We start from the raw sequence: 12,897 nt of genomic DNA on the forward strand, positions 1-12,897 counted from the left end.
GGGGCGGGGGGTCCTGCGCGGGGCGGCCGGCGGCCGCGGGGCTGGGTGCCCGGGGCCGGTCTGGAGCGAGGTACCGGTGGAGGTGCGGGGCAGGGTCCCGAGTGAGGCGCGGCGGCCCGGTGGGCGGGCCGCCGGCCAGTGGCTCAGCCCTGGGCGTCACGCAGGAGACAGGTCAGCCGTGCCGTGCAGACCCGCCTGTCCTGCTCATCGCTGATCACGATCTCGTAGGTGGCCGTGGAGCGCCCCCGGTGCACCGGCGTCGCCACGCCGGTGACCTGACCCGACCGCACACCGCGGTGGTGCGTGCAGTTGAGGTCCACGCCGACGGCGATCTTGGAGGAGCCGCCGTGCAGCATCGAGCCCACCGATCCCAAGGTCTCGGCCAGCACAGCGGAGGCGCCGCCGTGCAGCAGCCCGTAGGGCTGGGTGTTGCCCTCCACGGGCATCGTGCCGACGACCCGCTCCGCCGAGGCCTCGACGATCTGCACGCCCATGCGGTCGCCCAGGGTCCCGGCGGAGAAGAGTGCGGGCAGGTCTATGCCGAGCTCCGCGTACTCGTCGATGACCTCTTGCGGGAACTTCACGGTGGTCTGCTCGCCCATGGGGCCGGCTCCGATCGTCGTACGGCGTTTCCCTGACTGCCTGAGCAAACGCTTAGGCGGTCGGAGATTGTTCCAGACGCACGATGACGGACTTGCTGGCGGGGGTGTTGCTCGTGTCCGCCGTGGAGTCCAGCGGCACCAGCACGTTCGTCTCCGGGTAGTACGCCGCGGCGCAGCCACGCGCCGTGGGGTAGTGGACCACCCGGAAGCCCGGCGCGCGGCGCTCCACGCCGTCCTTCCACTCGCTGACCAGGTCGGCGTACGCACCGTCCGCCAGGCCCAGCGCCCGCGCGTCCTCGGGGTGGACGAGCACCACGCGCCGGCCGCCCTTGATGCCCCGGTAGCGGTCGTCGAGACCGTAGATCGTGGTGTTGTACTGGTCGTGCGAGCGCAGGGTCTGCAGGAGCAGCCGTCCCTCGGGCACCTCGGGGTACTCGACCGGGGCCGCGGTGAAGTTGGCCTTGCCCGTGGTCGTCGGGAAGCGGCGCTCGTCGCGCGGGCCATGCGGCAGGGTGAATCCGCCCGGCCGGGCGATCTTCTCGTTGAAGTCCTCGAAGCCGGGAACGACCCGGGCGATCCGGTCGCGGATCGTCCCGTAGTCCTTCTCGAACTCCTCCCACGGTGTCGTCGACGCCGGCCCCAGCACAGCACGCGCCATGCGGGCGACGATGGCCGGCTCGGAGAGCAGATGCGGGCTCGCGGGCGGCAGATTCCCGCGGGAGGCGTGGACCATGCCCATCGAGTCCTCGACGGTGACCACCTGACGACCGCCCGCCTGGACGTCCTTGTCGGTGCGCCCCAGGGTCGGCAGGATCAGCGCACGCCGGCCTGTGACGGCGTGCGAGCGGTTCAGCTTGGTCGACACGTGCACCGTCAGCCGGGCCTTGCGCATCGCCGCCTCGGTGACCTCCGTGTCCGGGGTGGCCCCCACGAAGTTGCCGCCCATCGCGAAGAACACCTTGGCCCGGCCGTCGCGCAGCGCCTCGATCGAACGGACGACGTCGAAGCCGTGGTGGCGCGGCGGCGCGAAGCCGAACTCCCGCTCCAGCGCGTCCAGGAACGCCTGCGAGGGACGCTCGAAGATGCCCATCGTGCGGTCGCCCTGCACGTTCGAATGGCCGCGCACCGGGCACACCCCCGCGCCGGGGCGGCCGATGTTGCCGCGCAGCAGCAGGAAGTTGACCACCTCGCGGATGGTCGCCACGGAGTGCTTGTGCTGGGTCAGGCCCATCGCCCAGCACACGATGATGCGCTTGGACTCCAGCACCATGGTGAGCGCGCGCTCGATCTCCTCGCGCCCCAGGCCTGTCGCGGCGAGCGTGTCGTCCCAGTCGGCCGCCCGCGCGGCGGCGGCGAACTCCTCGAATCCATGGGTGTGTTCCCGGACGAAGTCCGTGTCGACCGCACCGTCGGTCTCCAGCACCAGCTTGTTCAGCAGGCGGAAGAGCGCCTGGTCGCCGCCGATGCGGATCTGCAGGAAGAGATCGGTCAGCGGGACGCCCTTGATCATGCCGCGCGGCGTCTGCGGATTCTTGAACCGCTCCAGCCCCGCCTCGGGCAGCGGATTCACCGAGACGATGCGTGCGCCCGAGCCCTTGGCTTTTTCCAGGGCGGAGAGCATGCGGGGATGGTTGGTGCCGGGATTCTGCCCCGCCACGATGATCAGGTCGGCCTGGTGCAGGTCCTCCAGCGAGACGCTGCCCTTGCCGATGCCGATCGTCTCGTTCAGCGCGGAGCCGGACGACTCGTGGCACATGTTGGAACAGTCGGGCAGGTTGTTCGTCCCGAACTCGCGGGCGAACAGCTGCAGCAGGAACGCCGCCTCGTTGCTCGTGCGCCCCGACGTGTAGAACAGGGCCTCGTCCGGGGAAGAGAGTGCGCCCAGCTCCTCGGCGATGATCGAGAACGCCCGGTCCCAGGTCACCGCCTCGTACCGTTCGGCGTCCTCGGCGAGATACATGGGCTGGGTGATACGGCCCTGCTGGCCCAGCCAGTAACCACTGCGGTTCGCCAGGTCGGCGAGCGTGTGCGCGGCGAAGAAATCCGGCGTGACCCGGCGAAGCGTCGCCTCCTCGGCGACCGCCTTCGCCCCGTTCTCACAGAACTCGGCCACATGGCGCTTGTCGCCCTCGGGCCAGGCGCAGCCGGGACAGTCGAAACCGTCCTTCTGGTTCACCTGCAGCAGCGTCTGCGCCGTGCGGCGCACGCCCATCTGCTGCCGGGCCATGCGCAGCGTGTGCCCGATCGCGGGCAGACCGGCGGCCGCATGCTGCGGCTCCGCGACCTGGGGTGCGTCCTGGACCGGATCACCTGCGGGCGGCTTGCTGGCCATCGCGCTCTCCTTCGAGCGTCGTTTCCTGCTGTACGGCTCCGATCCTTTCACGTACCACCGACAGTGGCTCCGACGGACCGGGCGCCGCCGGCGGTGGGTCGGGCCCGGACCGTACCGGGCAGCGCTCACGTATCACCCGCAGCGGTTGGGGCTCCGGCCGGACCGGGCGCTGACCACGTGCCCCCCGGCGGCGGCCCGGGCCGGGCCGTACGGGGAACCGCTCGCTCACCCCCGGTGGCGGCCCGGCTCCGGCCGTACCGGGTACCGCAGACCGTGGGTCGGGAATGTCAGTGGTCCGTGGCAGGATCGGGTCCGTGGCTGAGACAGCATCGAAGAAGACGGCAGACAACCGACCGCGCCTGCTCCTCATGGACGGGCACTCCCTGGCGTACCGGGCGTTCTTCGCGCTGCCCGCGGAGAATTTCACGACCGCGAGCGGTCAGACGACGAACGCGATCTACGGCTTCGCGTCGATGCTGGCGAACACGCTGCGCGACGAGGCGCCCACGCATTTCGCCGTGGCGTTCGACGTGTCCCGCAAGACCTGGCGCTCGGCGGACTTCCCCGAGTACAAGGCGAACCGCTCGACGACCCCCGACGAGTTCAAGGGGCAGGTCGAGCTGATCGGCGAGCTGCTGGACACGATGAACGCGGTGCGGTTCGCCGTCGAGGGCTTCGAGGCCGACGACGTCATCGCCACTCTGGCCACGCAGGCCGAGGCAGCCGGGTTCGAGGTGCTGATCGTCACCGGTGACCGGGACTCGTTCCAACTGGTCAGCGAGCACACGACCGTGCTGTACCCGACCAAGGGCGTCTCCGAGCTGACCCGGTTCACCCCGGCCAAGGTCGAGGAGAAGTACGGCCTCACTCCCCAGCAGTACCCGGACTTCGCCGCCCTGCGCGGCGACCCGTCGGACAACCTGCCGGGCATCCCCGGCGTCGGCGAGAAGACCGCCACAAAGTGGATCAACCAGTTCGGCTCGTTCGCCGAGCTGGTCGAGCGCGCCGACGAGGTCAAGGGCAAGGTCGGTCAGGCGCTGCGCGACCACCTGGAGTCGGTCAAGCTCAACCGCCACCTCACCGAGCTGGTGCGCGACGTGGAGCTGCCCAAGTCGGTCGCCGACCTTGAGCGCGCTGCCTACGACCGCACCGCGCTCAAGGGCTTCCTGGAGGTCCTGGAGATCCGTAACCCCAGCCTGCGCGAGCGGCTCCTGTCGGTCGACCCGGGCGCCGAGGCGGAGGAGGCTCCGGCACCCGCCGCCGGCGTCGAGCTCGACGGCAGCGTGCTGGGTTCCGGCGAGCTGGCGTACTGGCTGGAGCAGCACGGCAAGCAGCCGCTCGGCGTGGCCACCGTCCACAGCTGGGCGCTCGGCGTCGGCAATGTCAGCGAGGTCGCTCTGGCCGCGGCTGGGGGCAAGGCGGCCTGGTTCGACACGACGCAGCTCGACGAGTCCGACGAGAAGGCGTTCGCCGCCTGGCTCGCCGACCCCTCCCACCCCAAGATCATGCACAACGCGAAGGAGGCCCTGCGGGTCTTTCCCGAGCACGGCTGGGAGATCGCCGGCGTCACGATGGACACCGCGCTGGCCGCGTATCTCGTGAAGCCCGGACGACGGTCCTTCGCGCTGGACGCCCTCTCGGTCGAGTACCTGCACCGCGAGCTCGCGCCGGCCGCGGCCGACGGGCAGCTGGCCTTCGGAGCCGACGAGCAGGCCGAGGCCGACGCGCTCATGTCCCAGGCCCGCGCGGTCCTCGATCTGGGTGAGGCATTCGCCGGGAAGCTGACGGAGGTAGGCGCGACCGACCTGCTCCACGACGTGGAGCTGCCCACCTCCCTGCTCCTCGCAGGGATGGAGCGGCACGGCATCGCCGCCGACCGAGCCCATCTGGAGGCCATGGAGCAGCAGTTCGCAGGCGCCGTGCAGCAGGCGGTGAAAGAGGCGCACGCCGCCGTCGGCCACGAGTTCAACCTCGGCTCGCCCAAGCAACTGCAGGAGGTGTTCTTCGGCGAGCTGAATCTGCCCAAGACGAAGAAGACCAAGACCGGCTACACCACGGACGCGGACGCGCTCGCCTGGCTCGCGGCCCAGACCGACCACGAACTGCCGGTCATCATGCTGCGCCACCGCGAGCAGGCCCGGCTGAGGTCCACGGTCGAGGGCCTGATCAAGACAATCGCGGCCGACGGCCGCATCCACACCACCTTCAGCCAGACCGTCGCCGCAACGGGCCGCCTCTCCTCGACCGACCCGAACCTGCAGAACGTGCCGGTGCGGACGGACGAGGGCCGCGCGATCCGCCGCGGGTTCGTGGTCGGCGAGGGCTTCGAGTCCCTGATGACCGCCGACTACAGCCAGATCGAGCTGCGCGTGATGGCGCACCTGTCGGAGGACGAGGGCCTCATCGAGGCGTTCACCTCCGGCGAGGACCTGCACACCACGGTCGCCTCCCAGGTGTTCGCCGTGGAGCGGTCGGCCGTGGACGCCGAGATGCGGCGGAAGATCAAGGCCATGTCGTACGGACTCGCCTACGGACTCTCGGCGTTCGGCCTCTCCCAGCAGCTGAACATCGAGCCGGCCGAGGCGCGCGTCCTGATGGACACCTACTTCGAGCGCTTCGGCGGTGTCCGCGACTATCTGCGCCGCGTCGTGGACGAGGCGCGGGCGACGGGCTACACGGCGACGATGCTGGGGCGCCGCCGCTATCTGCCCGACCTGAACAGCGACAACAGGCAGCGTCGGGAGGCTGCCGAGCGGATGGCGCTGAACGCGCCGATCCAGGGCACCGCGGCGGACATCGTCAAGGTGGCCATGCTCAATGTGGACCGCGCGCTGACGGAGGCGAAGCTCTCCTCCCGTCTGCTGCTCCAGGTCCACGACGAAATCGTGCTGGAGGTGTCTCCGGGCGAGCGCGAGCAGGTCGAGGCGCTGGTCCGCCAGGAGATGTCCTCGGCAGTGTCCCTGCGGGCGCCGCTGGACGTCTCGGTGGGCGTCGGCCCGAACTGGGAGTCAGCGGCCCACTGAGCTCGCGCCGCGTGTGACGCCCCAGGGCCCTGTGTCCTGGGGCGTCACACGCGGGTGCGGACGCGTACCGCCGCCCCACAGAGCACCAGGCCTGCGAGCAGCCCCGCCCCCGCGCCGAAGCACGCCGTCGGGATCAGGTCGAGCGGCGTGTCGATGCGGCCCCAGTGCAGGTACCAGCGCACACAGCGGTGTGCGACGCCCGCGGCCACGCACACCGCCAACACCGCCCCGGCCGCGAGGCGCTCACGCCGACCGAGCGCCGGCAGAGTGGCGCCGGACGGAGTCTCCGGCTCTGCGCGGCGCAGGGCCGACACCCAGAACCACGTCAGCGCGACAAACGCGAGCGCCGAACTCCCGTACTGCGCATACGTGTAGAGAGGCATTCCCGCGACCGCCTCGCCCAGCACGGGCATCATCCGCACACCCCACCGGTCGAAGTGGGTGAACGCGTCCCACACCACATGCGTCGTCGCCCCGATCACCGCCGAGGCGTAGAACCAGAACGCGGCGGTCAGCGGCGGGCGCTCATGCCACGCGCGGCCCCGCAGCACCGCGTGCACCCTCGCCTGCCATCCGTGGGGAAGCAGCGCGACCAGCGGGTCACGCACCAGCAGCCACAGCGCGAGCAGCACCACGGTGATGGCGGCGTCCACCGTGAGTACACCCGCGGGGCCGTGTGTCATCTCCCCCAGTTCCATCGCGCCCGGCGCGAAACTCGCCGCGAAGTACGTCATGTCCGGCGCGAACGAGCCCAGGACGAGCCCTGACGCGAACAACGGCCCGCGTGCCGCCCCGTTCGTCCGGATACCCGGCAGCACCGCCGCGGCGTGGCTCAAGGTGAACGGCATGGTGTCAGTCCCCTGTGACGACGCTGTTGATCAATGCCGCCCAGTATGCGTGACCTCTCTGTGCGCCGCAGGTCCAGAATCCGGAGTACCGCTAGGTGGCGAACCAGTGAATACCGGTCAGGGACCGGTTTTACGCCGCCCGCAGGTGCACTAGGGTCACGAGAGACTTCGCGCAGGGGAGCGCGAGGAGTCGCCGACGGGGAGGGACCAGACGTATGGCAGCGCAATTCGGCCGCCGACTGCGCAGGGGAGCTACGACGACCGCCGTTGCCGCGGCTGCCGTGGCCGCACTCTCCGCCTCCCAGGCGCCGGGCATTGCGCCCGCCACGTCGGGGGGAAGCCAGGAGGCGACCGACGCCACCCCTCCGCCCGGCACGCCGGTCACCGGCAACTCCCCGTACTACACCGACCTTCCGCCGCTGAACACCCCGGACACCCCTGGAACTTCGGGCGATGTGCCGGTAACCGGTCCAGGAGAGGCGGGCATACCCGCGACCGTCCTCGCGGCCTACAAGCGGGCCGAGCAGAGCCTCGCCGAGACGGATGCGGCGTGCCGTCTGCCGTGGCAGCTGCTCGCGGCCATCGGCAAGGTGGAGTCGGGTCAGGCGCGTGGTGGCCGGGTGAACGCGAACGGTACGACGCTGACCCCGATCCTGGGCCCGGTGCTCAACGGCGTCGGCTTCGCGAACATCTCCGACACCGACAACGGCGCCTACGACGGCGACACCGTCCACGACCGGGCCGTCGGCCCCATGCAGTTCATCCCCTCCACCTGGGCCACCTGGGGCCAGGACGGCAACGGCGACGGCAGCAAGGACCCCAACAACATCTACGACGCCGCGCTCGCCGCCGGTCGCTACCTCTGCGCGGGCGGCCGCGACCTGACGGTCCAGGACGACCTGGACAAGGCGATCCTCGGCTACAACCACTCGCGGGAGTACCTGCGCACAGTGATGTCGTGGTTCGAGTACTACAAGCGCGGCACCCACCAGGTCCCCGACGGCACCGGTGTACTGCCCGTGGACGATGCCCCCGACAGCGCCGGTCCCCTGCCCACCCCGAATCCGGCTCCCAAGCCGAAGCCCACGCCGAAGCCGACGCCGAAGCCGACGCCGAGCCCGTCCCAGCCGGAGACGCCTCCGAGCCCCGCACCCTCCCAGCCTGGTGAGGGCTCCGGCGCAACGCCTGCGCCCATCCCCGTGCCCGTCTCGCGGATCGAGGACGCGGGCACCGGGCGGATGACCGCGACGGCCGGGCAGGACTTCACCGTCCGCGCCAAGGCCTGGGTGGAGAACTTGCGAGGCGACGCCGTGCCGCGCCAGGCCGTGCGGTTCACCGTCATCGGCGACACCGACACCCGCTTCCCGGACGGCGCGACCAGCGTGCTCCTCCTCACCGGAGCGGACGGCACGGCTACGGCCCCCGCCCTCCGCGCGGGCGAGAAGACGGGCACCTTCACCGTGCGCGCCACCGTCGAAGGGCGCACCCTCGCCCCCGTCGACTTCATCGCCACTGTGACCCAGCGGGTCGCGGACACGATCGTGCGGATCGGCAGCGAGGCCCAGACGGCCGAGCCCGGTGGCGAGTTCGCCGACGCCATCCAGGTCAAGGCGACCTGCCGCGGTGCAGCGGCCGCCGGTGTCGAGATGACCGCCACCATGATCACGTCAGACGAGAGCGCGGCCGTGAACAGCAAGGGCCCTCACTTCGGGAAGGACGCCGACGGCAACCCCATCCGCACCCTTACCGGCCTCAAGGCCGACGCCAACGGCCTGGTGACGCTCCCGAAGGTCTACGCGGACGACAATCAGGGCACCTTCCGCCTGCGTCTGACCACCCCCGGCGGCGGGAGCCTGGACATCGACCTGCAGGTCGTCGCCCCGGCCGAGCCTTCGCCCTCCCCGTCCCCGTCGTCCACCGGCTGACCTCCGCGCGGACCTGCACCGCACCCCCCCCTCCGCCCCTCCGCCCCTCGGGCCGAGGGGCGGTCGCGTACGTTCCTCCCGTTCTGCTCGCATCGGCTGTTCTCATCTCACCGTCGCATTGCTACGGTGCCCCCTCCCTGACGCTGCATCAGTTAAGAGTCCCGGGAGGCCCAGCATGCGTGCCCTCGCCGCCGCCGTCATCGGACTGGCCGCCGCGTTTGCCCTGGTCCTCACCGTGACGGCGATCGGCGCACCCGTCGGCGAGACCTCGCCGAAGCCACTGCTGACCACCGTCCCCGGTCCCAAGAAGTAGGGAGACGGACCATGCGCCGCAGAGCCGGACTCGTACTCCTCGCCCTCGCCGTATTCTTCGCGGCCCTCGCCCCCCTGCTGCGCTGGTACGCCTTCCCCCGGCTCGCCAAGATCCCCGCCGGGCAGTACCAGGAGATGGTGCTCGAGGCGAAGCCCGCGACCCTCCTCGACTACGGCACCCTCAAGGCCCAGGAGGTCGGCAAGGTCACCATCGTCCAGACCCTCAAGGGCAACGTCGAGGAGTCCGATCGCATCGAGCGCAGCGCCGGCCGTGACGTGGTGGTCTGGGACACGCTTGCCCACGTCCAGGGCCCCGACGGCAAGATGGTCTCCCAGATCCCCGAGCGCTACATCTTCGACGCCCACAGTCAGGAACCCGTCCATGCCACCGGCGAGTCCGTCGACGGCGACGCCGTGCGGCGCGAAGGCATCGAGTTCAAGTGGCCCTTCCTCACCGAGAAACGGGACTACGCCTACTTCGACGCCCAGACCCGCACCTCCGCCCCCATCCACTACAAGGGCACCCGCACCTTCCGCGGCCTGGAGGTCTACTACTTCGAGCAGACCGTCCCATGGACCGAGGTGCCCTACCCGAAGAAGATGCCCATCCCCGGCGTGGACGCCACCACCCTGGAGAAGCAGACGGGGACCACCCGCTGGTACACCACCAAGCGCATGTTCTGGGTGGAGCCGGTGACGGGCGCCCCCGTCAACGGCGAGGAGATCCACAGGGAAGAGCTGCGCGGCGGATCCCTTCTCGGCGGCCGCGACAAGGTCACGGCGTTCGCCGGTCATGTGAAGATGCGCGAGGACTACATCGACTACACGGTCGGTCTGGTGAGCTCCCAGCGACGGCTCGTGCTTCTGATGACCTCCTTCCTTCCATGGGGATTTCTGACCCTGGGCGGCGGCTTGCTGACACTGGCGCTCGTCCTCGAAGCACGGGGCCGCCGACCAAAGAGCCCCGCCCCGGCACCCACGGCACCCGGCCCCGAACCCGCCCGGACCTCCTGACCGCTTCCGCCTCAGAGCGACCGCGTCAGGGTTGCCCCACCCGTACCTTCCGACCGGCTCGGCCGACCATCGCCAGGACCGGTCCCCGCCCCCGTTCGGTCTCGCCCCGGATCCGCCTCCGCCCCTAGGGCGAGGAGCGCGCGGCTCTGGCCTTCGTGTGGCGGGTGGGCTCAGCCGTCGCCGGGTCCTGCGGCCACGGGTGCTTGGGATAGCGCCCGCGCAGCTCCGCCCGCACGGAGCGGTAGCCCTCCCGCCAGAACGAGGCCAGATCCGCCGTGACCGCGGCAGGCCGCCCTGCCGGGGAGAGCAGATGCACCAGCACGGGCACTCCCGCGATCGTCGGCGTCTCCCGCAGACCGAACATCTCCTGGAGCTTCACCGACAGCACCGGCTGCTCCCCGCCGTACTCCACCCGTATCCGTGACCCGCTCGGCACCTCGATCCGCTCCGGCGCCAGCTCCTCCAGCCGCGCCGCATCCCCCGTCGCCCATGGCAGGAGACGCGGCAGTGCCTCGCCGGCCCGGATACGGCCGAGATCAGCCCGCCGCGCCGCCCGGGACAGCTCGGGCTCCAGCCAGTCCCCGGCCCGCTCCAGCAGCGCGGCGTCCGACACGTCCGGCCACGGCGCCCCCAGCACCCGGTGCACGAACGCGAGCCGCTCCCGCAGCCGGTGGGCCTCACGTGTCCAGTGCAGCAGCCCGGGACCTTCCCGGCTCAGCCCGTCCAGCAGCGCCTGCCGCACCAGACCCGGATCGGCACTCCCGAGCGGTCGCACCGACAGCTCCACCGCGCCGAGACGCTCCACCCACCGCGCGACCACGTCCCCGTCCTCCCAGTGCACCTCCTCCTGTTCGGACAGCAGATGCGACGCGGCGGCGCGCGCCGCCTCCTCGTCGACGACGGCCGCCAGTCGCACCCGCGCGGAGGCCGCATGAGCGGGCCGGTCGGCCACCGCGACGGCGAGCCATGGAGCCTGCCGCAGGCGGGAGCCGTCCCCGACCTCGGCCCTGGTGCCGGACACCATGAGGAACGACTGCTCCCCACGCGCCCGCGCCACCCGCTCGGGGAAGGCGAGGGCCGCCACGAGCCCTGCGGCGGCGTCCTGTCCCATGGCCGCGGTCCCGGGACCGCCTTCGTTCGTGTCGAGGCCGGCGAACCCCCGCCCGGCCGCCACCGTGCCCGCACCGCTGCCGGCGCCGTTCATCGCCTGCTCGGCCTGCTCGGCCTGCTCGGCGTCCCCGGCCTTCGTCCGGTACGCAGCGGACAACGACGACAGCAGACGGCCCGCCTCGGCCCGCCACCGCGCGCCGTACGCGTCGCCGCCGCGCCGCGCCGTGCGCCATGCCCCCGCCAGGTCGTCGCCGTACTCGCGCGGCGGCTCCTCGCTCAGCAGCGCCACGATCTCCGCCGCGCGCCGGGCACCCACGTCCGGTGCACCGTCGAGCAGAGCGCGGGCCAGCCTCGGGTGCACGCCGAGCCGTGCCATCCGTATCCCGCGGTCGGTTGCCCGGCCGCTGTCGTCGACGGCGCCGATGGCACTCAGCACGGAACGTGCGGCAGCCATCGCGCCTGTGGGAGGTGCGTCCAGAAGGGCCAGGCCCCCGGCGTCCGGATCCCCCCAGCAGGCCGTCCGCAGTGCGAAGGAGGCAAGATCGGCGATCCTGATCTCCGGGGAGGGGTGGCGCGGCCGCCGGACGTCGTCCGCTTCCGACCAACAGCGGTACACCGTGCCGAACGCCTCCCGGCCCGCCCGGCCCATCCGCTGCGTCGCGCCCGCCGCGGACACGGGCACCGTCGCCAGTGAGCCCAGCCCCCGGGCATGGTCGACCCGCGGCTCCCGGGCCAAGCCCGAGTCGACGACGACCCGCACCCCGGGCACCGTCAGGCTGGACTCGGCGACGGATGTCGCCAGCACGACCCGACGCCGGTCACCTCCACGCAGCACCGCCTCCTGCACCGCTGCCGGCGCCCGCCCATGCAGCTGCAACACCTCGGCGTCCATCCCGTCGAGCATCCCTGCAGTGCGCGCGATCTCGCCCGTGCCCGGCAGGAAGCACAGGACGTCCCCGTCGTGACGGTCGAGGGCCAGGCGTACGGTCGCCGCCACATGCCGCAGGAACTGCGGATCGACCCAGGTGCCGTGCGCCGGGCGGATACCGGCGGGCGGCGGCGCGAAGTGGACCTCCGCTCCATACCCCTGGCCCTCGCTGCGGACGACGGGTGCGGGGCCCAAGCCGTCGAGCCGGGTCAGCAGCTCGGACCACGCTTCGGCGTCGCTGGTAGCGGATGCCGCGATCAGCCGCAGGTCCGGACGCAGCGTCGCCCGCACGTCCACCAGGAAGGCGAGGGCGGTGTCGGCATCGAGATGCCGTTCGTGGCACTCGTCGAGCAGGACCACGTCCACGCCGGGCAGCTCGGGGTCGCGCTGCAACCGCTGGAGCAGCACGCCCGTCGTGACCACCTCGACGCGTGTGCGGGGGCCGGACCTCCTCTCACCGCGCACGGAGAACCCGACCCCCTCGCCCAGGTCCTGACCCAGCAGCCAGGCCATCCGGCGCGCGGCGGCCCGCACGGCCATCCTGCGCGGCTCGGCGACCAGCACCCGCCGCTGCGGGCCGTCCCCTATGAACCCGGCGAGCGCCAGCGGCACCAGCGTCGTCTTGCCGGTGCCGGGCGGGGCGTGCAGGACGGCCGTGCCGCGCTCGTCGAGCGCGGCCAGCAGCTCGGGCACTGCGTGGCGGACGGGAAGGCGGTCGATTGCGTCGGTTCGGATCACGTCATCAGTTTCGTACGGACCGCCGATGCGCCGTTCAGGGTTGTCCACAGAGGACCAATACTCTT

At 71.5% G+C, this 12,897-nt stretch carries 8 protein-coding genes; 4 read left to right on the forward strand and 4 right to left on the reverse strand.

The annotated features are described in order from the left end of the window. Positions 1-143 precede the first annotated feature (143 nt). Together J7E88_RS15375 and J7E88_RS15380 are read right to left on the reverse strand one after the other, a co-directional pair. Positions 144-602, reverse strand: coding sequence for a PaaI family thioesterase (locus J7E88_RS15375; RefSeq protein ID WP_215181182.1), 459 nt, complete (start codon positions 600-602; stop codon positions 144-146). Between the two features lie 52 nt (positions 603-654). Beyond that, complete coding sequence (locus J7E88_RS15380; protein ID WP_215181184.1) at positions 655-2,934, reverse strand: FdhF/YdeP family oxidoreductase; 2,280 nt, start codon at positions 2,932-2,934, stop codon at positions 655-657. A gap of 368 nt (positions 2,935-3,302) precedes the next feature. Between J7E88_RS15380 and polA the strand changes: the two genes are divergently transcribed. Then, positions 3,303-5,957: a DNA polymerase I gene (polA, locus tag J7E88_RS15385; protein WP_215181563.1), complete on the forward strand. Its 2,655-nt coding sequence runs from the start codon at positions 3,303-3,305 to the stop codon at positions 5,955-5,957. 44 nt (positions 5,958-6,001) lie between these two features. Here polA and J7E88_RS15390 read toward each other — a convergent pair whose 3' ends face one another. Beyond that, the gene (locus J7E88_RS15390) at positions 6,002-6,805 is read right to left on the reverse strand and encodes a DUF4184 family protein (RefSeq protein WP_215181186.1); all 804 of its coding nucleotides are present in this window, start codon (positions 6,803-6,805) and stop codon (positions 6,002-6,004) included. A gap of 215 nt (positions 6,806-7,020) precedes the next feature. On the opposite strand from J7E88_RS15390, the gene J7E88_RS15395 reads away from it, so the two are divergent. The 3 genes from J7E88_RS15395 (at position 7,021) to J7E88_RS15405 (ending at position 10,056) form a co-directional block, all read left to right on the forward strand. Then, complete coding sequence (locus J7E88_RS15395) at positions 7,021-8,730, forward strand: lytic transglycosylase domain-containing protein (protein WP_215181188.1); 1,710 nt, start codon at positions 7,021-7,023, stop codon at positions 8,728-8,730. 175 nt (positions 8,731-8,905) lie between these two features. Next, positions 8,906-9,043, forward strand: a complete 138-nt coding sequence (locus tag J7E88_RS15400; RefSeq protein WP_215181190.1) for an SPW_0924 family protein — start codon at positions 8,906-8,908, stop codon at positions 9,041-9,043. A gap of 11 nt (positions 9,044-9,054) precedes the next feature. Then, positions 9,055-10,056 carry a DUF3068 domain-containing protein gene (locus J7E88_RS15405; protein WP_215181192.1) on the forward strand — a complete coding sequence of 334 codons (1,002 nt, stop codon included), beginning with the start codon at positions 9,055-9,057 and terminating at the stop codon, positions 10,054-10,056. 124 nt (positions 10,057-10,180) lie between these two features. Here J7E88_RS15405 and hrpB read toward each other — a convergent pair whose 3' ends face one another. Next, complete coding sequence (gene hrpB, locus J7E88_RS15410; protein ID WP_215181194.1) at positions 10,181-12,832, reverse strand: ATP-dependent helicase HrpB; 2,652 nt, start codon at positions 12,830-12,832, stop codon at positions 10,181-10,183. Positions 12,833-12,897 lie beyond the last annotated feature (65 nt).

Source organism: Streptomyces sp. ISL-10 (assembly GCF_018614575.1).
Taxonomy (GTDB): Bacteria; Actinomycetota; Actinomycetes; order Streptomycetales; family Streptomycetaceae; genus Streptomyces.

What these genes read in the sequence shown, in the direction of transcription:
- J7E88_RS15375 (WP_215181182.1), bottom strand. Translation starts at nt 602, where the DNA reads ATGGGCGAGCAGACCACCGTGAAGTTCCCGCAAGAGGTCATCGACGAG.
- J7E88_RS15380 (WP_215181184.1), bottom strand. Translation starts at nt 2,934, where the DNA reads ATGGCCAGCAAGCCGCCCGCAGGTGATCCGGTCCAGGACGCACCCCAG.
- polA (WP_215181563.1), top strand. Translation starts at nt 3,303, where the DNA reads ATGGACGGGCACTCCCTGGCGTACCGGGCGTTCTTCGCGCTGCCCGCG.
- J7E88_RS15390 (WP_215181186.1), bottom strand. Translation starts at nt 6,805, where the DNA reads ATGCCGTTCACCTTGAGCCACGCCGCGGCGGTGCTGCCGGGTATCCGG.
- J7E88_RS15395 (WP_215181188.1), top strand. Translation starts at nt 7,021, where the DNA reads ATGGCAGCGCAATTCGGCCGCCGACTGCGCAGGGGAGCTACGACGACC.
- J7E88_RS15400 (WP_215181190.1), top strand. Translation starts at nt 8,906, where the DNA reads ATGCGTGCCCTCGCCGCCGCCGTCATCGGACTGGCCGCCGCGTTTGCC.
- J7E88_RS15405 (WP_215181192.1), top strand. Translation starts at nt 9,055, where the DNA reads ATGCGCCGCAGAGCCGGACTCGTACTCCTCGCCCTCGCCGTATTCTTC.